Origin of the sequence: Streptomyces sp. NBC_00490 (assembly GCF_036013645.1) — a bacterium.
Lineage (GTDB): Bacteria > Actinomycetota > Actinomycetes > Streptomycetales > Streptomycetaceae > Streptomyces > Streptomyces canus_F.
Genome location: NZ_CP107869.1, coordinates 10,140,150 through 10,161,379, shown reverse-complemented (window position 1 = coordinate 10,161,379; position 21,230 = coordinate 10,140,150). Strand labels below are relative to the sequence as shown.

Annotated in this window: 21 protein-coding genes; 7 read left to right on the top strand and 14 right to left on the bottom strand. The window is 68.6% G+C overall.

Annotated elements, in window-relative coordinates:
- Nucleotides 1-128: 128 nt before the first annotated feature.
- From OG381_RS46475 to OG381_RS46455, 5 genes are all read right to left on the bottom strand, one after another.
- A complete protein-coding gene (locus OG381_RS46475; protein ID WP_327722029.1) occupies nucleotides 129-320 on the bottom strand; it encodes a hypothetical protein in 192 nt (63 codons plus the stop codon).
- A 27-nt stretch (nucleotides 321-347) separates the two neighbouring features.
- On the bottom strand, nucleotides 348-1,928 hold the full coding sequence (locus OG381_RS46470) for a GMC family oxidoreductase (RefSeq protein ID WP_327722028.1): 1,581 nt from the start codon (nucleotides 1,926-1,928) through the stop codon (nucleotides 348-350).
- A gap of 174 nt (nucleotides 1,929-2,102) precedes the next feature.
- The gene (locus OG381_RS46465) at nucleotides 2,103-2,588 is read right to left on the bottom strand and encodes a gluconokinase (RefSeq protein ID WP_327722741.1); all 486 of its coding nucleotides are present in this window, start codon (nucleotides 2,586-2,588) and stop codon (nucleotides 2,103-2,105) included.
- A gap of 47 nt (nucleotides 2,589-2,635) precedes the next feature.
- Nucleotides 2,636-3,580 (bottom strand): cyclase family protein, encoded by a 945-nt coding sequence (locus OG381_RS46460; protein ID WP_327722027.1) that lies wholly within the window; start codon nucleotides 3,578-3,580, stop codon nucleotides 2,636-2,638.
- A gap of 3 nt (nucleotides 3,581-3,583) precedes the next feature.
- Nucleotides 3,584-5,404, bottom strand: a complete 1,821-nt coding sequence (locus OG381_RS46455) for a glycoside hydrolase family 15 protein (RefSeq protein ID WP_327722026.1) — start codon at nucleotides 5,402-5,404, stop codon at nucleotides 3,584-3,586.
- A gap of 259 nt (nucleotides 5,405-5,663) precedes the next feature.
- Between OG381_RS46455 and OG381_RS46450 the strand changes: the two genes are divergently transcribed.
- A complete protein-coding gene (locus OG381_RS46450; protein WP_327722025.1) occupies nucleotides 5,664-6,626 on the top strand; it encodes a 2-hydroxyacid dehydrogenase in 963 nt (320 codons plus the stop codon).
- A 449-nt stretch (nucleotides 6,627-7,075) separates the two neighbouring features.
- Nucleotides 7,076-7,468 (top strand): hypothetical protein, encoded by a 393-nt coding sequence (locus OG381_RS46445; RefSeq protein WP_327722024.1) that lies wholly within the window; start codon nucleotides 7,076-7,078, stop codon nucleotides 7,466-7,468.
- A 465-nt stretch (nucleotides 7,469-7,933) separates the two neighbouring features.
- On the opposite strand, the gene OG381_RS46440 is transcribed toward OG381_RS46445, so the two are convergent.
- The 4 genes from OG381_RS46440 to OG381_RS46425 form a co-directional block, all read right to left on the bottom strand.
- Nucleotides 7,934-8,311, bottom strand: coding sequence for an STAS domain-containing protein (locus tag OG381_RS46440; RefSeq protein WP_327722023.1), 378 nt, complete (start codon nucleotides 8,309-8,311; stop codon nucleotides 7,934-7,936).
- 1,488 nt (nucleotides 8,312-9,799) lie between these two features.
- Complete coding sequence (locus OG381_RS46435) at nucleotides 9,800-10,381, bottom strand: TetR/AcrR family transcriptional regulator (protein WP_327722022.1); 582 nt, start codon at nucleotides 10,379-10,381, stop codon at nucleotides 9,800-9,802.
- A 49-nt stretch (nucleotides 10,382-10,430) separates the two neighbouring features.
- Entirely contained in the window at nucleotides 10,431-10,565 is a 135-nt protein-coding gene (locus OG381_RS46430; RefSeq protein ID WP_327722021.1) for a hypothetical protein, read from the bottom strand.
- Between the two features lie 367 nt (nucleotides 10,566-10,932).
- On the bottom strand, nucleotides 10,933-11,820 hold the full coding sequence (locus OG381_RS46425) for an SDR family NAD(P)-dependent oxidoreductase (protein ID WP_327722020.1): 888 nt from the start codon (nucleotides 11,818-11,820) through the stop codon (nucleotides 10,933-10,935).
- 153 nt (nucleotides 11,821-11,973) lie between these two features.
- Here OG381_RS46425 and OG381_RS46420 point away from each other — a divergent pair, with 153 nt between their 5' ends.
- Both OG381_RS46420 and OG381_RS46415 read left to right on the top strand, forming a co-directional pair.
- On the top strand, nucleotides 11,974-12,318 hold the full coding sequence (locus tag OG381_RS46420; RefSeq protein ID WP_327722019.1) for a hypothetical protein: 345 nt from the start codon (nucleotides 11,974-11,976) through the stop codon (nucleotides 12,316-12,318).
- A 467-nt stretch (nucleotides 12,319-12,785) separates the two neighbouring features.
- The gene (locus OG381_RS46415) at nucleotides 12,786-13,067 is read left to right on the top strand and encodes a GlsB/YeaQ/YmgE family stress response membrane protein (RefSeq protein WP_327722018.1); all 282 of its coding nucleotides are present in this window, start codon (nucleotides 12,786-12,788) and stop codon (nucleotides 13,065-13,067) included.
- A 488-nt stretch (nucleotides 13,068-13,555) separates the two neighbouring features.
- On the opposite strand, the gene OG381_RS46410 is transcribed toward OG381_RS46415, so the two are convergent.
- From OG381_RS46410 to OG381_RS46400, 3 genes are all read right to left on the bottom strand, one after another.
- A complete protein-coding gene (locus OG381_RS46410; RefSeq protein WP_327722017.1) occupies nucleotides 13,556-13,789 on the bottom strand; it encodes a hypothetical protein in 234 nt (77 codons plus the stop codon).
- A gap of 801 nt (nucleotides 13,790-14,590) precedes the next feature.
- Nucleotides 14,591-15,439, bottom strand: a complete 849-nt coding sequence (locus OG381_RS46405) for a hypothetical protein (protein WP_327722016.1) — start codon at nucleotides 15,437-15,439, stop codon at nucleotides 14,591-14,593.
- Nucleotides 15,436-16,680, bottom strand: coding sequence for an MFS transporter (locus tag OG381_RS46400; RefSeq protein WP_443062004.1), 1,245 nt, complete (start codon nucleotides 16,678-16,680; stop codon nucleotides 15,436-15,438). Before OG381_RS46400 ends, OG381_RS46405 begins: the two co-directional genes overlap by 4 nt.
- A 94-nt stretch (nucleotides 16,681-16,774) precedes the next feature.
- Here OG381_RS46400 and OG381_RS46395 point away from each other — a divergent pair, with 94 nt between their 5' ends.
- Nucleotides 16,775-17,227 carry a winged helix-turn-helix transcriptional regulator gene (locus OG381_RS46395; RefSeq protein ID WP_327722740.1) on the top strand — a complete coding sequence of 151 codons (453 nt, stop codon included), beginning with the start codon at nucleotides 16,775-16,777 and terminating at the stop codon, nucleotides 17,225-17,227.
- A 189-nt stretch (nucleotides 17,228-17,416) separates the two neighbouring features.
- Here the strand turns inward: OG381_RS46395 and OG381_RS46390 are convergent, their stop codons facing one another.
- The gene (locus OG381_RS46390) at nucleotides 17,417-18,052 is read right to left on the bottom strand and encodes a TetR/AcrR family transcriptional regulator (protein WP_327722014.1); all 636 of its coding nucleotides are present in this window, start codon (nucleotides 18,050-18,052) and stop codon (nucleotides 17,417-17,419) included.
- Between the two features lie 88 nt (nucleotides 18,053-18,140).
- Here OG381_RS46390 and OG381_RS46385 point away from each other — a divergent pair, with 88 nt between their 5' ends.
- Nucleotides 18,141-19,052: an NmrA/HSCARG family protein gene (locus OG381_RS46385; protein ID WP_327722013.1), complete on the top strand. Its 912-nt coding sequence runs from the start codon at nucleotides 18,141-18,143 to the stop codon at nucleotides 19,050-19,052.
- Nucleotides 19,053-19,912: 860 nt separating this feature from the next.
- Nucleotides 19,913-20,668: a class I SAM-dependent methyltransferase gene (locus OG381_RS46380; RefSeq protein ID WP_327722739.1), complete on the top strand. Its 756-nt coding sequence runs from the start codon at nucleotides 19,913-19,915 to the stop codon at nucleotides 20,666-20,668.
- Between the two features lie 71 nt (nucleotides 20,669-20,739).
- Here OG381_RS46380 and OG381_RS46375 read toward each other — a convergent pair whose 3' ends face one another.
- Nucleotides 20,740-21,063 carry a hypothetical protein gene (locus OG381_RS46375; RefSeq protein ID WP_327722012.1) on the bottom strand — a complete coding sequence of 108 codons (324 nt, stop codon included), beginning with the start codon at nucleotides 21,061-21,063 and terminating at the stop codon, nucleotides 20,740-20,742.
- Nucleotides 21,064-21,230 lie beyond the last annotated feature (167 nt).

Genomic DNA, 21,230 nt, shown 5'->3' with positions numbered 1-21,230 from the left:
CCGCGGTCTGCGGCCTGGCGACGGCAGTGCTGCTCGTGCGCCGCACCCACCGCTGGTCCCGCTGGACGGCGGTGGGAAGCATCGCCCTCACGGCCGTCGCCTGGGGTCTGGCCCAGCGGCCCTACGTGCTACCGACCTCGCTCACCATGACCGAAGCGGCCGGTGCCGCCCACGCCCTGCGCTGGCTGGGAATCGTCACGGTCGTCCTCGTGGGGCCGGCCCTCGTCCTGCTCTTCCGGCTCGACAACCTCGGTGACCTCGAAGGACTCACCGACGCCGACACCCGGGCCGCGCGCGCCCGGGGACGACCGGTGAGGCATGCGGCTCCCGCGTGCCCCCGGTCCGCCTCAGCCCAGGCGGGCCGCGATGCGGTCGCCGACCCGCAGGGCGTTGGCGATGGCGGTCAGGGACGGGTTCACCGCCCCGATGCTCGGGAAGAAGCTCGTGTCGACGACGTACAGGTTGTCCAGATCGTGTGCCTTGCAGTCGACGTCCAGCGCGGAGCTGTTGGGGTCGTCGCCGAACCGGATCGTGCCGGCCTGGTGGGCGGTGGCGCCGATGGGCATGCCCTTGTGCAGGTAGATGCTGTGATCCAGCAGATGGTGCTCGTGCATGCCCAGGTGTCCGAGCATGCCCTGGAGCTTGTGGCGCAGGCGCTTGAGGCCGGCGATGTTGTTCTTCTCGTCGAGGGCCAGGTGGATGCCACCGTCCTTGTCCAGGGTGACCCGGCTCTCCGGCAGCGGCAGATCCTCCCCGCAAAGCCAGAAGTCGACGGCGTGGTGCGCGAGCATCTCGAACGGCATGTCCGGCATGACGGCGCCGGCCCAGCGCGGCGCCTCGCCGTGGATCTGGTCGGCGTCCGACTTGCCCAGCATCTGGATACCGCCGAGCGGGAAGTCCCAGTCGTCCGCCCCGAGATACCAGTCGTTCAGCGCCAGCGTCTTCTGGAACCTGGTGGGGTTCGGCTCCTTCGACACCGCCATCAGCGCCAGGTTGTTGTGCCGCATGTAATGGCGGCCCACCACGTCCGAGCTGTTGGCCAGTCCGCCGGGATGCCTGTCGTTCGCCGAGCGCAGCAGCAGTGCGGCCGAGTTGACCGCTCCGCAGGCCACGACGACGATGTCGGCGCTGAACACCCGAGTGCTTGCGTCGTCGAACTCCGCCACGACTGCGGTGACAGAGCGTCCCGTGGGATCGGTCTCGAGGCGCCGCACGTTGGCGCCCGTGAGGAGGGTGACGTTGTCGTGCTTCAGCGCAGGATCGACGCAGATCACCTGGGCGTCGGACTTGGCACCCAGCAGGCAGGGGAAACCGTCGACCCGCTCGCAGCGGATACAGGCGCTGGCGTGCGTGGCCCGGCCGTTGTCGTCCTGCGTCAAGTTCACGCCGATGGGCAGGTGGAAGGGGTGCAGCCCCTGCTTCTCCAGATCGTCGCTGAGCTGCTGGATGCGCGGCTCGTGCTCCACCGGCGGGTGGGGATACTGGCCGCTCGCCGGACCGGCGGTGGGGTCCTCGCCGTGCCGTCCGTGCACCATGTACAGCTGCTCCGCCTGCGTGTAGTACGGCTCCAGGTCCTCGTAGCGGATCGGCCACGCGGGTGAGACGCCGTCGTGGTGACGCAGCTCGCCGAAGTCCTCGGGACGCAGCCGGAAGAGCGCGGCTCCGTAGAACTTGGTGTTGCCCCCGACGTAGTAGTTGACCTCCGGCGGGAACTCGTTGCCGTGCTTGTCGTACCAGAACTCCGGCGCACGGTACTTGCCCTTGACGAAGACGGCGGTGGAGTCCCAGTTGTCCCGCTCCCGCGGCAGGTAGTCGCCACGTTCCAGGATCAGGATCCGCTTGCCGGTGGGGGCCAGCCGGTGTGCGAGGGTGCCGCCGCCGGCTCCGGTGCCGATGACGATGACGTCGTAGTGCTGGTCGTCAGCCATGCGGAGATCCCGTTCTTGGAGTCGCGGGGCGTCCTGGCCGTGGCGCCCGTCCTGAGGGGCGCGGTGTGCGGCGTACAAGGAGCGCGTCCGCGTGATCGGTTCGGTGGCTCTTTTGAAGCTACCGGTCCCTCTCGGGAGCAGCGACTCGACGGCGTGCGGACAGTGCGAGGCCGCTCAGCGGGGCGCCGGGAGTGCGGTGGCCGCCTCGTCCACGATGGCCTGGGGGGTGGCGTCGGCGTTCACCGTCAGCCCCGGTTCGTCGGACCGCAGGGGTTCGAGAACGGCGTACTGGGACTGCTCCAGCCGGGCCGGCATGAAGTGGCCCGTGCGCCTTGCGACCCGCTGTTGCGCGACCGTCGGGTCGAGCGCCAGGTAGAGGAACCAGACGCCGCTACCCGCGCGCAGGAACAAGTCACGGTATGCCTGTTTGAGTGCCGAGCACGCCACGACCCCGCCGCGGCCCGATTCGGTGGCCTTGCTGACCCAGTCGGCGAGGGCCATCAGCCACGGGCGGCGGTCCTCGTCGTCGAGCGGCCGGCCCTGCGCCATCTTGGCCCGGTTCGCGGCCGGGTGCAGGTCGTCCGCCTCCAGGAAGGGCAGCGACAGCCGCTGCGCGAGCAGGGCGCCCACGGTGGACTTCCCCGTGCCCGCCACGCCCATGACCACGAGGACGGTGGGCACGGCAGGGGCTGTCTCCGTGATGCTCCTCAGAAGACGGCGATCGGATTGACCGGTGAGCCGGTGGCATGCGGCAGCCGCAGGGGTGCGATGACGCACAGGAAGGACCAACGCCCCTCCGCCTCGCAGGCCTGTTTCAGATCCTCGAACTGGAGGTAGTCCAGCAGGTGCACGCCCATGGCGTGGATGGCCAGGACGTGCACGGGGAAGTCGACGCCCTCGGTGGAGCTCGGGGCCGTGTCGTTGTTGCCGTCGCCGCCGAGCACGGCGACCCGCCGCTGGGCGAGGAACTCCATCGCGGACGGGTGGAGGCCCGCACGCCACTTCGCGGTGTGCCACGCTCCCAATTCGGCGCGACGCCGGCGGTGGCCGACGCGGACGAACAGGAGGTCGCCCTCGCTCACACGGACGCCCTGGGCGGTCTCGGCCGCGGCGAGATCGTCGGCGGTCACGTGGTCACCCGGCTCGAGCCACGGGACTCCGCGCAGCCTGGGGATGTCCAGCAGCACACCGCGTCCCACGATCCCGTTGTGAGCCGCCTCGACGGAGAGCGCCGTGGCGCCGTCAGGTGTGACGCTGCTCGCCGCCACGCCTCCGTGGAGGGTGCCGTCGTAGATCACGTGGCAGAGGGCGTCGATGTGGCTGTCGGCGTCCCCGTGCACGTTCATCGCGAAGCGGTCCATGGCGAAGTCCAGTCCGCCGTCGGATCCGCTGTTCGCGTGGCCCTTCATCTCGTGCCTGGCCGGTTCCGGGTTGTCCGGTCCTGATGACGTCTCCACCCGTGCGGCGAGCGTGACCGTGCGGCCGGTCCGTACCTCGCGGCCGGCGGCCGCTACCCGGGCGTCAGTGAGCGCGACCAGGGCACCCCGCTGGCCGCCGGCCCAGGACGCACTCGCCGAAAGCCGCCGGTAGAGCGCGGCGAACTCTGCCGAGGTCAGCGTGGGACCGTCTGTCTGACCGGATCGTGTGACCACCGCTCAGCGTCCGAGTTCGGCGTCGAGTGCCTTGTCGAGGGTAATGGCGGCCATGATCAGGGACAGGTGGGTGAACGCCTGGGGAAAATTGCCCAGCTGTTCCCCGCTGGGACCGACCTCCTCGGCGAACAGGCCCACGTGGTTGGCGTAGGTCTGCATCTTCTCGAAGGTGTACCGGGCCTGAGAGACACGGCCCGCCCGCGCGAGAGCGTCGACGTACAGGAAGGTACACAGGCTGAACGTGCCCTCCGAACCGCGCAGGCCGTCCGGTGACGCGGCAGGGTCGTAGCGGTAGACGAGGCTGTCGGAGACGAGCTTGCGGTCCATCGCGTCGAGCGTGGAGAGCCACGCCTGGTCCCGAGGAGCGATGAAGCCGACGAGAGGCATGAGAAGCAGCGAGGCGTCCAGCACGTCCCCGTCGTAGTGCTGGACGAAGGCGCCCTCCTTCTCGCTCCAGCCGCGCTCCATCACCTGCTCGAACACCGCGTCCCGGGCCGTGCGCCACCGCTCCAGGTCGGCGGGCCGGCGGAAACGCTCAGCGAGCTGCAGCCCGTGGTCGAAAGCCAGCCACGACATGACCCGGCTGTAGGTGAAGTCCTTGCGGCCGCCTCTGGTCTCCCAGATGCCCTCGTCCGGCCGGTCCCAGGCGCCGGCGAACCAGTCCAGCGTCCGGGCCAGCGCATGCCAGCCCTTGGAGCCGGCCTGCTGCGCGATCTCGGCCCCCTGGGAGACGGCGTAGAGAGCCTCGCCGTAGATGTCCAACTGGAGCTGATCGGCGGCACCGTTGCCGATGCGGACGGGCGCGGAGCCGCGGTACCCCTCGAAGTGATGGAGTGTCTCTTCCGGCAGATCGGGGTCGCCGTCGATCCGGTACATCGTCTGGAGCGGCTCCCCCTCCATACCCGCGCGCTCCTGAAGCCTGTCCACCAGCCAGTGGACGAATGCCGTGGCCTCCTCGACGAAGCCGAGTTCCAGCATCGCTCGTACAGACAGCGCGCCGTCGCGTACCCAGGTGAACCGGTAATCCCAGTTACGCTCCCCGCCCACCTGTTCAGGCAGACCCATGGTGGCTGCCGCGATCAGCGCGCCGGTGGGGGCGTAGGTGAGGAGCTTGAGGGTGATGGCCGAGCGGTGTACCAGCTCGGGCCACCGCCCCCGATATCGGGACCTGCGCAGCCAGTGCCGCCAGAACTGGCTGACCTCCTCGAACTGCTCGTGAAACCAGTCGACGGTGGGGGGTGCGGGCGCGTCGCCGCCTGACTCGCAGACGGTGAACACGACACCACCGGACTCGCCTGCTCTCAGCGTCACCTTCCCGCACACGTCCTGGCCGTCCCGCTCCAGTGGAAAGGTGCTCTGCAGGTGGCCGTCGATGCCGGGCGCCCGGAACACGGCCCCCTTCTCACCCAGTTCGAGCTTGTGCTCGGCCCTGCCGTAGTCGAAACGGGGCCGGCATTCCAGCGTGAAGTCGACGCTGCCCCGCACGGCGCGGACCATGCGGACCAAGGTGTGCCGGTCGGTGGCGGTCCGGGTCCGGTCGGGCGGCATGAAGTCGAGGACCTCGCCCACCCCGTCCGGCGACAGGAACCGGGTCACCAGGATCGCCGTGTCCGGGTAGTACAGCTGCTTGCAGGTCCCCTCCGGGCGTTCGGGCGCCAGCCGGAGGTATCCGCCGCCGTCGTGGTCGAGCAACGCGGCGAAGATGCTGGGCGAGTCGAACCTCGGCGCCGCGAACCAGTCGACGACGCCCTGCGACGACACGAGCGCCGCTGTCTGCAGGTCGCCCACCAGGCCGTGCTCGGCAATGGGAGGGTAGCGGTCCATTACGGCTCCGAATTCTCCAGAGAGCCCCCGCGTCCACTATCGGATACCTCGACCGTGCCTGCCACGCCGAGATCATCGGCGCCGGGGCGCTGACGCTCCCCGCCTGGGCGGGCGCGTGACCCGTCGATGGGGCCGAAGCGGGCACCGTCCCCCGATCATCCCCGCGGACCGTCGCTTCCGTGCGTCCGAACGAGGATGCGGCGGACGGTCCCGGTCGAGTCCACGCTCTTGTCGATACCCGATGCTTTACGTTCGGGCCGTGACTCCCCTGGACCGTCCCGCTGACCCGAGCGCCCCCCGGTTCCTGCTGCCCTACCCGGCTTCGGACGTGCGCGGTCTGCCCCACGCCCTGCCCGTCAGGGTGTGGGACGGCACCGGCAGCCCACCGGAGGCGGAGACCGTCGCCACCGTGGAGTTCTTCGTCATTCCGTACGCCCGTACAGATGCGGCCGTACCGGTCCTCGCGGGCATGCCGCGGCTGCGGGTCGTCCAGTCCCTGTCAGCCGGCGTCGACGACCTGGTGGAGCACGTTCCCGCCGGCGTCGCCCTCTGCAACGCCAGGGGAGTCCACGACACCAGCACCGCCGAACTGGCCGTGACACTGACGCTCGCGTCCCTGCGCGGCATCCCCGACTTCGTGCGCGCCCAGGACATCCAGGACTGGCGCAGCGGGTTCCGCCCCGCGCTCGCGGACCGCACGGTCCTGCTCGTCGGCTACGGCTCGATCGCCGCCGCGATCGAGGACCGGATCGCCCCCTTCGAGTGCGCGTTCCTGCGCGTCGCTCGCACAGCCCGTTCCACCCCGCGCGGACGCGTCCACGCGATCGACGAGCTGCCCGAGCTGCTGCCCCGGGCCGACGTGGTGATCCTCACCGTCCCCCTCACCGACCGGACGCGTGGCCTGGTGGACGCCCGCTTCCTCGCCGCCATGCCGGACCACTCCCTGCTGGTGAACGTCTCCAGGGGCGCCGTGGTGGACACCGGCGCACTGCTCACAGAAGTCTCCACCGGCAGACTGCACGCCGCCCTCGACGTCACGGACCCCGAGCCGCTCCCGGCCGGGCACCCGCTGTGGAACGCGCCCCACACACTCATCAGTCCTCACGTCGGAGGCAACAGCTCGGCGTTTCGCCCACGCGCTCTGCGGCTGATCCGCACCCAGATCCTCCACCACCTCGCGGGTGAGCCGCTGGAGAACGTCGTACCTCCCCACGAACCCTGACTCGCCGAAACCGACGTCGCATTCGACCGCAAAGGCCCGCCCACGTGACCGGATATCCACCCAAGCCGACCGCGGGCCGGGAACACCACGCCCCGTTCGGCGACCGCCGGTGGCCGATGGCGGGAGCCGTCGTCGCGGCCCGGACAGATCCAGCACGAAAAGGCGGCTCCCCCGCGCGATCAGCTCCGTGAACCGCCCGCGGAACCACGACTCGCGCAGATAGTCCATCTCGCCGCTGACCCGCCCCACCAAGCCGCGGCCGGAGGCGACCGTCTCGACCTCAAGACCATCCACAACACCCCTCCCAAACGTCTCACCGGGACACCGCCGTCGTATCTGCGGCCCGACCTGGAGACGCCCTCCTGCCTCGCCCTGGACGCCCTACGCAGCGCTTGACTCCACGAGTGTCAAAGAGCATGAGCTTTCCAGACGTCTTGCACACTTCCCTCATGCAGCCACTGCCGGTTCCCTGCCCCGCCCACCTCATCCCCGATGCCAGTGGCACGGAAGCGTTCCACCAGGCATACCGACGGGCCATGGCGGACGGCGCCGTGTTCGTCGCCATCGAAACGGACGGTCCGCGCTGGACCGTGAAGGCCGACACCCTCACCGCCGGCCCCGGACACCTGGTCGACGACACCGTGAACGACGCCATCCGCGCCGCGATCACCCGCCTGGTCCACCACCGTGAGGCCGGTGCCGACGCCTACATGGGGCCTGTCTACTTCATGATGCACAACGTAGCGAGCCAGGAGCGGGCCCGTGAGCTCGCGGCCGCACTCCACGCCGCCCTCCACGGCAACCTGCAACCCCTCAACCACGCCATTCCTCCCACGCCCTGACCTGGGCGTGCGTACTGGATGAACGACGACGATGGTGACTGCCCGGGGTGCCGTGAGCTTCTCGGCGCCGGCTGCGTCGTCCCCGGCCGCGACAGCCGGGGTGATCACCTGCCGGGACAGGTGGCCCGCCGACCCTGCTGGAACAGGCGCGGACGGTCATCGTGGCCGTGGCCGCGGTCACCGTGCTGGCCGCACTGCTGCTTGCGGCCGGGTGACCTGCCGCCCTCCGCCGCTGGAATCGCGGTCAACTCCCCTCACAAGGCTCGTCGTCACGCAGGACACGGGACGCCTGCGGTGAGAGGCTTTCCGGTAGCCGGGCCGCCGCATGAGCGGCGGCCCGGCACGAGGACCGGCCCAGCCTTGAGTCCTCGCGCAGAGTGCCCGCCGACGCCAGCGCGGGAGATGCCCCGTCGCCGGTGGGCAGGGCTGGAGCCGCGTAGTCGGCGATGCGGCTCCAGCCCGCGCCTACATGGCCCCCTGCCAGGTTCCGGCCAACGCGTCTTCCAAGGTGCGCACCGGGTGGAGCAGGTCGTCGAGTCCGAGCACGTGCAAGATCCGCAAGGTGAGCGGGTGAGGACAGACCAGATGGAGGCTCCCGCCGCGGGCGCGGATCCGTCGCCGGGCGCAGCACAGCAGAGCGACCCCGGAGCAGTCGAAGAACGACGTCGGGGTCAGATCGATCACGATCGAGGGTGTCGGTGAGGTGGCCAGGTCCGTCAGGTGCGGTCGGATCGCGATGGCGGCGGCGATGTCTATCTCGCCATGGAATGCGAGGACGGTGCAGCCGCGGTGCTGGTAGGCAGTCAGGTGCTCGGTGGAGCACGGGGCATCACTGACGATCACGGTGGCATCACCTCGTGGCAGCGGGCTGCCCGCTCCCGGGCAGTTGGTCGAAGGCCACCAGGGGCTGGGGTGACGATATGCGGAGGAGCGTAGAGAGATGACCTGCGGCAATGGGAGCGCAGAAACGGTTCCGGACCGTCAGATGCCCCCGTTGGGGTGAATATCGGCGCGAACGCTTGACGCGTCGGCAGGGGACTCGGCGCGGGAATGGTCGGGTCGACAGCGGGCTGCGCGCCTGCCGTGCTGCGGGTTCTGGCTGTGCATCTCTCGGTGAATGCTGAATGCCGGTCGTCGATCGTGCTCGGACCTCACACGGCGGCGAAGCGGGGGCTCGAGCGCCGGCAGGTGGGTGAACTGGCAACGGCTGAGGAGCCGTTCGGCCTGTTCCGGACCGACCGGCTCCGCTCCTTTTGCCGTGGAGGGGAGGAGGATGGCGGGCGAGGGAGTGTCGCACGCCGCCGGGACGGCGGGGTGACACGCGGCCGCAGCGCCCACAGGTTGTGGCTGCCGCGCTGGGATGCCCTGTCGGGGAAGCCGCGGCGGGATCGCGGGTGCCGCCGCGCCTTTGCCGGTCGTCGGCGGGACGCCACCGGCTGCGGGCCTGTGCGGCCGGCCCGCGCGGGCACTTCCCGGTGGCTGTCGTCTCGGGTCTGCGCAGCCTCGCGTCCGGGCAGTGAAGAGGATGTGGTCATTGCCCGGATGTGCCGTGCATGGTTAGCCCACACGGGTAGGTGAAGCGGGCACTGCGGGAACGGTTGAGTGTGGCGGCCGCCGCCCATCGGCGAGAGCAGCGGCCGCCGGCGCGAAGGCTCGCGTCGTCCCATGACGCGAGGCCTCGCGCAGGATCGTCCCCACGGCCGTGGGGCAAGCGGGAGTTCGCCCCACCGGACCGGAGGACGAGGGACCGGAGCCGCGGACCGTTCGCGGGACGTGGGCTCCGGTTTCCCTGCGGTTCGGGTATCTCTCCAGACCCGGGGGCTTGGGGTCAGAAGACAGGGCCCGCGCTAGCAGGCCAGACCGGTTCCCGAGAACGGAACCGGATCCTCTGCTGGGAATCCTAGAGCGTGCTGATGGTCTGGCAATAGCCGGTGTTTCAGCCGGTGGTGGCTTGTTCGGCCCGGGCTTTCGACCTCGACACCCTCATCGGCCCCCCTATCCGCACCGAACGCGACACGCCATGGCCACCCACCAACAAGGCGCACCTGGTCGCGTTCGACCTGCTGCGCATGCACGACCGGGACCTGACGGACCGTCCCTTCAGCGGCCGCTACGCCGCGCTTCAGGCATCGCGTCACGGAATTCCCCACCCATGCGGTCACGGTTCCCCAGGGGGATGGCGGTCGAATGTGGATCGAAAAGAGCGAAGTCGGGTCGAGCAACCGTCCGCGGCCTTGCTCCGGACGATTCCGTCTCAATCGAGCAGAGTGACGGTGCAGGAACCCGGTGGCGAACAGGACGCCGAGGATCACCCTGGTGGCGAGAGGCGGGTCACGTGCTCGACGGGGCAGCCCGCAGACCGCCGAGCAGTGCGGCGAGGTAGCGGTGTGCTGTCTCGATCCGGTCGGCAGGAGTGCCGCCGTGGACGGTGACGGCGTGGGCGATGCCGCACATCAGCGGGACGAGATCGGCAGCGGACAGATCCGGACGGACCACCGCGGCCTCGCGGGCCCGCTTGAGGAGCTCGGTGCCGGTCGTTGTCAGCGACTGCCTGAGCTCCGTGGTCCGTGGGAGAGCGTCGGTCGGTGCGGCGGTGACCAGGGCCAGGGAGGCGTCGGTGATCTGCGCGTCGAGGGTCCGAGTCAGGAAGCCTTCGAGTGCGCGCCAGGGGTCCGCGTCGGCCAGTGCCTGTTCGCCGTGGGCGGCCAGGGCTTCCAGGCAGGGGGTGGCCACGGTCTCCAGCAGCGCCTCGGGGGTGGCGAAGTGCCGGTAGACGGTGCCGACCCCGAGTCCGGCACGGCGGGCGACATCGTTGAGCTGCAGCGTGACGCCCTGGTCGACCAGGGCGCGGGCGATGGCGACGATCCGGTCCCAGTTGCGGGCAGCGTCCTTGCGTAGCTGTGTGGTCGTCATGTGTGGCCAGTCTCTGTCGCGTGTCCCGTCATGTGCGTTCGGCGTTCGATCATACGCGGGCGTTCCCGGCCGGCAGGTCGGCGCCGCGACGGGTGGGACGTGCGGCCCACCCGCGCGCGAGGTCTTTCAGCCCCCGGTCCTGCCGTCGGCCGAGGAAGCCGGTGATGATCTCCAGCCACTCCATGGGCTGCTCCAGGAAGGGCAGGCACCCGGTGGCGGGCTCGGCAGTCCGCGCGCCGCGAATGGCCTCAGGCAGGTGGTACGTGAGGGCGGCGGATATCAGGTATCGGCGGTGGTGACAACGACGAGGGTCGCGACGGTGAGCAGGGCGAGGTCTGAGCGCACGTCGGCACCGGGGCCCAGGCCGACCTGGGCCCCGGTGCGGCGGCCTGCTCGGCGGCGGCGTGCACCTGCTTTGAGATGAGGGAGTTCAGCACCGGCGAGCTCATGGTCAACTGGGTCAGATCCTGGGCGAGCAGGACGTCCTGGGCCGGCATCGTGGGGTCCAGACGGGCTGGTCCCAGGTCCACCGGCACAGGCGTAGCGCCCGCCTACCCGGCCGCGGCGGGAGCGTGGGCTTCGCTGAGCCGGCGCACTGCTTCGACGACGCGGCGGTCGGTGGCCGGGCGGAACGGGTCGACCGGACGCGCTTGGGGACCGATGACGACTCCGGTCTTGCCGATCAGCACGTCGTCGGTGGCGGCGACGATCGATGGTCTGGCTGCCGCGGACGCCGGGCCGGACGTGGACCGTTCGAACTTGCGGCGCACCAGCGGCCACAGCAGTCGCAGGGCGGGCGAGACGATCTTCGGGTCGGTCAGGGTGCCGTTGGTCATGTCGGTCGCGGCGCCTCCGGGGTCGGCGGCGAAGACCGATACGCCTGTGCCCTCAAGCCGCGCGGCAAGGTCGAGGGTGTAGGCGAGGTTGGCGAGCTTGGCGCGGCCGTACCAGTGGAAGCCGTAGTAGCCGCCGGGCGGTTCGACGGCGTCGAACACCCGCTTCGCGACCCCGACCGCACCCGAGGTCACGTTCACGATCCTGCTCGGCGAACCGGCCGTCAGCGTGGGCAGGAGCAGTTCGGTCAGCAGGTATGGCGAGAGGTGGTTGACGACAAACGACGCCTCGACACCGCCCAACTCGCGCCGGTTGGGGAACATCGCCCCGACATTGTTGACCAGCAGCGTCAGCGGATCCCCCGAGGTCTGGTGCTCGGCTGCGATCCGGTCGGCCAGTTCACGCACCTGGTCGAGCGAGGAGAGGTCGGCGGCCAGGAACCGAGCAGGCTGCGCCGGGCCCGCGGCGTTGATCCGGTCCACCGCTTGGGCACCGCGGTCGGCGCTCCTTCCCACCACGGTGACCGCGAACCCGGCGGCGGCAAGCCCCAGCGCCGTCTCCAAACCGATTCCGGCCGTCCCGGCGGTGACTACAGCTTTCCTCATGCGCTCCTCCAAAAACGGATAGGTCATCCGATTGCTGGAGGTGACGCTAGCACATATCCGGATGACCTATCCGGTTAGCTTGGAGTCAGCATGGCCGCCATGGAACGCCCTGGGATCTCAAGCACCTCGCACCCACATCGAGGGTCACCGTCTGTGCCGTCCGGCTGGTCGCTGCCCGAGCCGATGCGTGCCGAACCGGTCAACGACCCGGCACTGCCTGCAGGGTGGGCGGCACAGCCGGAATGGGACGGCTACCGCGCGCTCGCCGGCCGGTGGGCTGACGGCCGTGTCACCGTCCGCAGCCGCAACGACAGCAACCTGGCCCAGGCGTTCCCGGAGATCGAGGAGGCCGTGCGGCGGGTGCCGGACGAAACGGCCATCGACTACGAGGGCGGCCTCGCCCATCCGCTCGCGGTCCTGCGCCAGCCGTTGGGCCTGCCCCTGGCGCTCGCGTTCCGTTGCTCCTCACGTCGGCGGCGCTGGTCCTTGTCGCACTGATGCCAGGCGTCAATAACGCCCGGGTTGGTCAGGGCGGTGGTGAGGGTGTCCCACGGGCGGTGCCCGCAGCGCCACCACACCGCTCCAGCGAGCGCTGGCGCGCTGTCGTCTCTCATCGCGCCCTCTCAGTTCCTGGGGCGTGTCCCATGAAGTGGTGCAGAGATGCGGAGTTCGAGACTCCGCAGGTCATGGCCGCGGTGCCCCGGAAGCGTTGCCGCGGTCGCGTCAACCGCCGAGGGCAGCATCGGGAGCGGATCCTGGCGCTCGTGGGCCAGGCGGTGGCTAGCTGTATCCAAACTCAAACGGCCCGGCTCTCTACACCACTTGGCGGGACACCACCCTCAGTTCCACTCCTCTGGGATCAGGAACTGGCGCGGCCAGGTTCGGGAGAAGACGTTTGTTCGGGCGCGATTGGTGCACACGATGAGCTGACACAACCTTTATCTGACGAACGGAGAGGCAGCATCATGGGCATTCTCGCGTGGATCATCATCGGCCTGCTCGCCGGCGCCATCGCCAAGGCCCTGATGCCGGGCAAGGACCCCGGCGGCATCATCATCACCATGCTCATCGGGATCGCCGGCGGTCTGCTCGGCGGCTGGCTCGGCAAGGTCGCCTTCGGCGTCGACTCCATCGACGGGTTCTTCGAACTCTCCACCTGGATCGCCGCGATCGCCGGCTCCGTCATCCTGCTCGCCCTCTACCGCCTCGTCACCGGCAGCCGGCGGCATTCGCACCGCCACGCATGACCCGCGGTAGGCAAAACGCCTCCGGACACACCTGAGACGGCTCCCTCCCTGTTCGCAGGGCGGGAGCCGTCAGCGTGTACGGGTGGGCCACCCGGTGGCGGCCCACCGCCTTGTCCCCGGCGGCCAGGGTCCCCGCATCCTGCCGCCGTCCGAACAGGCTTCTCGTGGGCAGGCGACGGGCGTGTCGTGTACTCCGGCTGAACTCGTGGCGTGGGTGAGTTCTTACCTGGTCGGGGCCGGCTTTCAGGTACTGGATCAGGCCGATAGCTCGACCGGGGCTGCGGGTGACCGAGGTGTCTACGGGCGCGCTGGTCAGCTGGACGGCATCGGACGGGTTCACCGCGCTCAGCCGTGACCAGGCAGGCCATGCAGCAAGCCACGACAGCATGAGAGTGATCGTGCAGACCGCAGTAGACAGCTCTACTCAAGCGCAACGAGAACCGTCAAGCTCTCGCAGAGCACCCACTGAAATGACCAATCCCTGGCAGTCAGCCTCGCGAGCGCCGCTTTGGCCATAGACATGACCCGCCCGGGGCGACCGGCAGCAGGGAGACCAGCACCCGGGCCGAGGCATTCAGCAGGGCTGGACGCTCGGCAGCGCTGCTTCCGCGCAGCACGAGCGCCAGCGCGGCGGTGAGTACGACGGCTCGTGCGAGAGGGGCCAGGAAGGTGCGGGCCACCACGAGGCCCACGACCAAATCGATGTTGTAGAGCCCGCTCATGGGGCGCCACCTTTCGTGAACGACGTTATGTACGGCCCCAGTTATCGCGGCTGCCGCATCCGCATGACCGGGCCTTTCTGTCATTCGTGAGCGGTGAACGCCAATGAACGGGTAGTGAACGGAGGGGATTTGATGGCAGGGCCGGGGGGACGCCAGCAGCCGGGACTCAAACGCCCGGACCCAAAGAAGGCCGCGCCCGAGATGCAGCCCTGGGTGCGGCGATCACCGACAGCAGCGTCGAAGACCGCAGCTGATCACCAGTGCTGGACCGACGTCACGTCGTAGTCGGGCGAGCCACGCACCCTCAACGTGAAGTTGGGAAAGGCTCAGTGGCTCGCCACCGGTGGTGGCGACGGGGAGGCACGGACCCTCAACCGTGCGACCGGCGCCAGCACACTCGCCACCAGGCACACGCACGATGCTGGGCTGCGCAGTCCCACGGCCGCTCCCAGCTCACGCACCGCAAGGCTTCTTCGCGGTCGAGGATCGAGCGGCGGATCTGGGACAGCACCTGCTCCTCGTGCACCATGAAGTGCTCCGGCCGAGGGCTCACCGGACACCCTCCAGCACCCAAACTGGCGACGCCGCCGCCAAGCCCGCATCGGCCAGTGCAAACGACGCGGGCACAGTTCATGACAGCTGCCCAGCAATCAGAACAAGCACCGTTGCAGTACGTGGCTGCTGGCCAGTTCACTCGTTGTTGTGGGTACGGGTGGGGACCATATTCGTGCCAGAAGCCGTTGTCTTGCCAATGGTGGTGGACATCGGTGCGAGGATCGGCTGGCTGGACGGCCATGCGGGCTATTGGGGCCGTGAGAGGTCGCCGATGCGTCGTAGTTCAGGGTGATCGATGTCGTCGTTGCCGATGACGATGCTTGCTCTCGTGGCCGGGTCGACCTCGGTCAGGTACTGCCGACAGGCTGCGTGATAACGGTTGTCGAAGGCCTTCTCGGCCTGTTCAAGTCCACCGAAGAGTGCGGCGTCCCTCGTAGTGCCGCGTCGGCGGGCGACGAGGAAGCTGGTGTCGGCGAACACGACCTCATCCCACAGGTGGGCCAGTTCGCTGTGCTGGAGGAAGCTGCCGTCCACGATCAGCACCGCTTCGGCCGGCGCGGTGACTGGGGGTTCGTCGATTCGCCGGTCGCTGGCCAGGTCGATGATGCGACCGAGGTAGCGGCGGTCGCCTCCTGGGCCCATCGGTATGAGTACTGTCCGTGCGAACGTGGGAAAGTCGTAGGCGTCTTCGTAGTAGCCGGCTGCTGAGTCGCGGCCCTGCCGGTGGCGGTGGGCGCGCGGGTGGTGGAACCCGTCCATGGACAGGTGAATCGCAGGTCGGCCGCGACCGGCGACCGCAGATGCCAGTGCACGGGCCAGGGTCGTCTTCCCTGCGGCGGTGATACCGTCCACCGCGACCCGAAGCGGATGCCCGGGGTCCTGGGCCGTAAGGTGATCGGCGATCCGGCCAATGACTTGGTCGCGGGTGGGTTGGTCCGAGCAATCGTCAGGCGGGATCGCACTGTTCTTGATCAGTTCTGCCACCTTGCGGATCCTACAATGTGCTGGCGTCAGCAAGTCGATCTGGATCAGGACCTGTTCGGGTGACCAGAGCCGATTCTGACCCAACCTCGCCCATTCGCTGCGCGGGGTCATTTGCCGACGGGGTCCGGGGTGCTGCGTCGTGTGAACGCCCACAGCGCGAGCCCGAGGCAGCTGAACGCGGCACCCAGTGTGCATACGGCGCCCCAGCCGGCCACCGTGTAGAGGGAGGTCGCGGCGATGGCACCGGTAGCGCTGCCGATCGAGTAGAAGACCATGTATCCGCCGATCAGCCGGCTGCCCGCGTCCGGGCGCAACGCGTAGATCAGGGTCTGATTGGTGACGTGGACCGCCTGCACGGCGAGGTCGAGAAGGATCACCCCGACGACCAGGGCCCAGAGCGAGCTGCGGGTGAAGGCCAAGGGCAGCCACGAGGCGGCGAGCAGCGTCAGGGCGATGCCGGTGGTCCGTTGGGAGAGTCCCCGGTCGTTCAGACGGCCCGCCACGGTCGCGGCCAGGGCGCCGGCGACACCGATCAGCCCCAACACCCCGATCGCACTGTGGGGCAGGAAATACGGGCCCTCACTGAGCGGCAGCGCGATGCTGCTCCACAAGGTGCTGAAGGCAGCGAAGATCAACAGACCATACAAAGCCCGCAACCGCAGCAGTCGTTCCTCTGCGAACAGGGCGATCGTGGAGCGCAGGAGCTGTCCGTAGCGCAGAGATGCCGGCGGAGCGTCGCTGTGGGACGGCAGTACTCGGTACAGGACCAAGGCAAGCAGAGCGGTGAGCAACGCCGAGGTGAGGTAGACGGAACGCCAGCCCGCGAGATCGGCCATGAGGCCAGACGCGGTGCGGGCGAGCAGAATTCCGATGACCACGCCGCTGGTGACCACACCGACGACCCGTCCCCGCATGGCTGGAGGCGCCAGTGATGTCGCGAAGGCCACGAGCGTCTGGGTGACGACCGCGAGAAGCCCCATCACCGCCATGCCCGCCAGCAGGATCACTGCGGTGTGCGCGGCGGCTATCACGGCCAGCGCCCCTACCAGGAGCACCAATTGGGCCACGATGAGCCGTCGGCGGTCGGCCAGGTCGCCCAGCGGCACGAGGAAGAAGAGGCCCAGCCCGTATCCGACATGCGTGAGGGTGACCACGCTGCCGATAAGTGCCGGGCTCATGGCGAGGTCGTGGCCCATCGTCACCAGTAGCGGCTGGGAGAAGTAGACGTTGGCAACCGCGGCCCCACAGGCGACGGCGAACAGTATGACGGTGCCTCGGGACAGGACGAACGCGGAACCTTCCACGTTTCGGGCTTCGGTCCGTGGTGTTCCGGCCTCACCGTTACCTGACATCGGCACCCCCGCACATTCGGTTTCATCTTGCTACCAATAGTGACGGTAACTTTCTTGGTAGCATGTTGCAACCATCGTGAGAGTGAGGGACGCCGTGGTGACCAGGACGCGTTTCAACGACAGCGAATGCCCCGTCGCCCGGTCGGTGGACGCGATCGGCGACTGGTGGTCCCTGCTGATCGTGCGGGACGCCTTCGACGGAAGCCGACGCTTTGGGGAGTTCCAGCGCAGCCTCGGCGTGGCGAAGAACATCCTCTCCGCGCGACTGCGCACCCTGGTCGCTGGCGGTGTCCTCGAATCCGTCCCCGCCTCGGACGGCAGCGCCTACCGCGAATACGTGCTGACTCCGAAGGGAAAGGCGCTCTTCCCGGTCATCGTGGCCCTGCGACAGTGGGGCGAACAGAACCTCTTCGCCCCCGGCGAACCACACTCACAGCTGGTCGACCGCCGACAGGGACATCGCCTCCGCACGCTGGAAGTGCTGTCCGCGGACGGGCGACAGCTGAACCCCGACGACACCGCTGTCCACAAGATCTCCACCCCGTGATCCGAACCGTGGGTGCGCTCCCGCTACCGAGGAAGCTTGACAGTGCGGCCGCGGCGTCAAGCCGAGTGCCTGCGTCCGAGCCCCGCACGGCACGTTGTGCAGGGCTTTGGACAGGCCACGTGCACGGCGCAGGCTCCTCGCCTCGTCGGCATGCGGCTGAACGGGCGACAGGAAGGCCGCGCCCGTCTCTCAGCTTCGCCAGGGCCTGAGCGCCAGTTCCGTCGCCCGCTGTACCCGTTCACGCAACCGATCGGCGGCGAGAGCGACGGTGGCAGCATCCTCGTCGTCCATGAGCGCGTCGAGCGCGCCGTTCACCGCGCCTGTGAGTGCCCCGGCCAGAGCTGCCGCGCCCACCCGGTCCAGCTCGCCGGGGAAGGCCGCCTGCAGGGCCCGCGCGATCTCCTGTTGTGCCGACATCTGGATCTGCAGCGCCTTGCCCCGCACTGCCGGCACGGTTCGAAACAGTCTCATTCGCACGGCTGCCATCGGGCTGACCATGTCGGCATCGGTTTCGGCGACGATCTCCAGCGCCCGCACCAGCACATCCACGGGCCCCTCGGCCGGATCGCGGTTGGCGATCGCCTCGATCGTGGTCCGCGCCCGCGCGTCACTGTCGGGGAACAGGATGTCTTCCTTGCTCGCGAAATAGCTGAAAAAGGTCCGGGTGCCGATCTCTGCCGCCGCCGCGATCTCAGCGACGGTCGTCTCGTCGTATCCCTTGCGTTCGAACAGCTCCGCCGCTGCGTCGACCAGTGCCTGACGGGTACGTTCCCGCTTCCTCTCGCGCAGGGAAGGCGCCGGGGCGTGCTGCTCTCGCATGACCATGCCCCGAGAATACTGCATTGACAGCGAATCTGCACTCAATGCAAACTCGCATCGAGTGCAGATATTGTCGAGCTCCAAGGAGACCACTATGAACACCCACGACAAGACCGTTCTCGTCACCGGCTCCACCGGGAACCAGGGCGGCGCCACCGCCCGCCACCTGCTCGCCGCCGGCTGGCGGGTCCGCGCTCTGGTCCGTGACGACACCGCCCCGGCCGCAGCCGCGCTCGCCGCCTCCGGCGCCCAGGTCGTCCGCGGCGACCTGGATGACCGTGCCTCCCTCGACGCGGCGATACGCGGCACCTACGGCGTATACAGCGTTCAGTCCGCCAACGACAACGAGATCACACAGGGCAAGAACATCGCGGATGCAGCCAAGGCCGCAGGCGTGCAACACCTGGTGTATTCGTCGGTCGGCGGCATGGAGAGCCAGAACCGCTTCTACATGGAGCGCGGCTGGGGCCCCATCGACAAATGGCAGATCGAGCAGCACATCCACGAGTTGGGTGTGCCCGCGACGATCCTGCGCCCCGCCGGGTTCATGGAGGATTTCACCAGCCCGGCGCGCTTCTTCCAGAACGGCACCCTCACCGTGCCCTGGTACGACGACCTCGTCATGCAGCTGATCGCCATCGATGACATCGGCGCACTCGCCGCACTGGTCTTCGCGAAGGCGGACACCTACCTGGGCCAGGCCATGGAGATCACCGGCGATCGGCTGACCGCCCCTCAGATCGCCGCTGCGCTGAGCGCCGCGGCCGGCCGGCCGATCCCGCACACACACGTGCCGCTCGACATTCTCTGGGAACACGACCCCGAGGTTGCCAAGGTGTTCACCTGGGCGAACGAGTCCTACTACGACTCCGACCCCGAACCCCTGCGCAAGACCCACCCCGGCCTCATGGACTTCGGTACCTGGCTGCAGCAGTCGGGCCGGACGCGACTGATGGCGCAGCTGGATAGCAGCCGGCACATGAGCGGCGCACTTGAGGACTCGTAACCGCTGCCGTCGAGGGCCTGGCAGAGGTCGCGGGCTCGCATCGGCCGGCCCGCGTCGGCCAGGGCGGTGAGGATCTGCGGATAGACGGGGCGGTCCGGGATGTCGGGACGCTCCAGCTCGGAGGTGGGTGAGGGCGCGGGGAGAGTGAGGAGGGCCTTGCGGGAGATGCGCAGGTTCTCGCTCTCTGCATCGAACTCGCCGAGCTGCCCGGCGAGGTGCCGCTGTTCGGGACGGCCGGCCACGTGACACACCGGCAGGCCCTACGGGACTCTGCCGACTCCTTCCCGCACCGCGGACCAAGCAGGGGGTTCTGACAGCGCAGGCGACGACCAGCAGAGCGGCGCTCTCCAGCTGGGGTGCCGGAAGCGACGCGTGCACCCGCCGTCCACGGTACAACTGCGGTAAGGCCCGGATCCAAACGGAGCTCCCAGCCGGGCTCGCAGATGAGGTCGAAGGATCCGGCGGCCTGTCTGCCGTTGTCGACGCAACGCCGGAGGCGTCGGGGTCGGGGTCGGGGTCGGGGTCGGGGTCGGGGTCGGGGTCGGGGTCGGGGTCGGGGTCGGGGTCGGTCAGATGGTGCCGGCGAGGTTGTGGAGGCGTCCGCTGTGAGGTCACGTCCCTATCCGTTGCGGCCGACGCGGGTGGTGATCGCTTCGCCTGCGTGGATGATCGAGCCGAGCATGGCGTGGGCGGCTTGGAGCTGTTCGATGGAGCGGCTCAGGCAACCGGTGCCATCCACTCAGCCGGGCAACTGACAAACACCGTCAGAGCCACCCTTGCGAAAACCATTGGTGCCCGGCTTGCTCCGCTGATGGACTGACGTCCTGCCGTGAGTCTGCCGCGTGACGGAGGTAGTGGTTGTGACAGGCTATGACGTGCTTGCCGAGGTGTACGAATGGCTCATCTCGGATGCAAAGTTGCCTCCAGCCGAGTTCGCTGCGTCGTTCGACGACGTACTCAATCTCCTGCCGTCGAATGCTCACGTCCTTGACTGTTCGTGCGGAACCGGACAGTTGGCGGTTGGCCTCGCCGGTCGTGGCATACAGGTTGTCGCAACTGACGCCAGCGAGGCGATGGTTCGTCGGACTGCAGAGTTGTCCAAGGAGTTCGGGGCATCCGTCCGGGCCGTACGGGCGAACTGGGAAGAGTTGCCCGAACATTTCCAGGACAACACGTTCGACATGGTGTTCTGCGTTGGCAACTCGCTTCACCATGCCCCGGGCGCGACAGGCAGGGGTGCTGCTCTGGAGTCGATGTCACGGCTTCTGCGCCCCGGCGGGCGCTTGGTACTCACATCCCGCACGTGGGAACTCGTGAGGGCCAGAGGTTCCCGGCTGGAGATCAGTGACCGACTCGTCCGCCGGAACGGTCGCGATGCCGTCGTGGTCTACCGCTGGGAGATTGCGCCGCGTTGGGAGGAGGAGCACCACATCGAGATTGCGATCGCGCAAGTTGATGCGACCGGGTTGGTTCTTGTCCGCTCGGAACTGCTGTCCTGCTGGCCCTACCGGTACGAGGAACTCGAAGTCGAGCTGCACCGGGTCGGGCTCCAAACGGAACTGAGCACGTTCGATCTTGAGGCCGAGAACTACATGGTGGTCGCGAGCAAGGCATAAACACCCTCTCAGTGCCTGGCGGGACCGCGCGGTTGCTCGCAGGACGCTTGCGCCCTCTCATCGGTGCGGGTTCAAGTGGTCAACGCAATGCCTCGGACGAGGAGTGCTCGTCGATCCGACGGCGGTAGATCCGGGGTGGCGGTGTGGCGCTGTTTCCTGGTCGCGTCCAGATCATTGAGTAGGATCTCGTCGATCAGCAGCGTGAACGGATCCCGCTTCGCCGGCCGCGCCGAAGCGCTCGTCATGCGTGGCTGCGGCCAAACCGAGGTCAGGGACTTGTCGACCGTGCTCCAAGTGACGCCGTACTTGCACGGCAACGCCCGGTTCGACATGCCATCGTGGAAGTCGGGCCGCAGCTCGGCGTGCAACTCAACCTTCGACTGGCCAGGCGGCATCGGGGGTGCTCCTTTACTGAGCACATCCAGCTTGACACCGCCACCCCGATGGTGACGTCAGAATTCGCGAACATCCATCTGGGCCATCACCTGGTGCCGTCAGCTTTCACGGACAACTGACGCCACCAACTACCGAAAGAACCAACCGGGCCCGCACCCACGGACGC

Bases quoted from the DNA above. Each gene is read 5' to 3' on its own strand.
- OG381_RS46475 (WP_327722029.1), bottom strand. From the start codon at position 320: ATGCCTCACCGGTCGTCCCCGGGCGCGCGCGGCCCGGGTGTCGGCGTC.
- OG381_RS46470 (WP_327722028.1), bottom strand. From the start codon at position 1,928: ATGGCTGACGACCAGCACTACGACGTCATCGTCATCGGCACCGGAGCC.
- OG381_RS46465 (WP_327722741.1), bottom strand. From the start codon at position 2,588: ATGGGCGTGGCGGGCACGGGGAAGTCCACCGTGGGCGCCCTGCTCGCG.
- OG381_RS46455 (WP_327722026.1), bottom strand. From the start codon at position 5,404: ATGGACCGCTACCCTCCCATTGCCGAGCACGGCCTGGTGGGCGACCTG.
- OG381_RS46445 (WP_327722024.1), top strand. From the start codon at position 7,076: ATGCAGCCACTGCCGGTTCCCTGCCCCGCCCACCTCATCCCCGATGCC.
- OG381_RS46435 (WP_327722022.1), bottom strand. From the start codon at position 10,381: ATGACGACCACACAGCTACGCAAGGACGCTGCCCGCAACTGGGACCGG.
- OG381_RS46430 (WP_327722021.1), bottom strand. From the start codon at position 10,565: ATGGAGTGGCTGGAGATCATCACCGGCTTCCTCGGCCGACGGCAGGAC.
- OG381_RS46425 (WP_327722020.1), bottom strand. From the start codon at position 11,820: ATGAGGAAAGCTGTAGTCACCGCCGGGACGGCCGGAATCGGTTTGGAG.
- OG381_RS46415 (WP_327722018.1), top strand. From the start codon at position 12,786: ATGGGCATTCTCGCGTGGATCATCATCGGCCTGCTCGCCGGCGCCATC.
- OG381_RS46410 (WP_327722017.1), bottom strand. From the start codon at position 13,789: ATGAGCGGGCTCTACAACATCGATTTGGTCGTGGGCCTCGTGGTGGCC.
- OG381_RS46405 (WP_327722016.1), bottom strand. From the start codon at position 15,439: ATGACCCCGCGCAGCGAATGGGCGAGGTTGGGTCAGAATCGGCTCTGG.
- OG381_RS46400 (WP_443062004.1), bottom strand. From the start codon at position 16,680: ATGTCAGGTAACGGTGAGGCCGGAACACCACGGACCGAAGCCCGAAAC.
- OG381_RS46390 (WP_327722014.1), bottom strand. From the start codon at position 18,052: ATGGTCATGCGAGAGCAGCACGCCCCGGCGCCTTCCCTGCGCGAGAGG.
- OG381_RS46385 (WP_327722013.1), top strand. From the start codon at position 18,141: ATGAACACCCACGACAAGACCGTTCTCGTCACCGGCTCCACCGGGAAC.
- OG381_RS46375 (WP_327722012.1), bottom strand. From the start codon at position 21,063: ATGCCGCCTGGCCAGTCGAAGGTTGAGTTGCACGCCGAGCTGCGGCCC.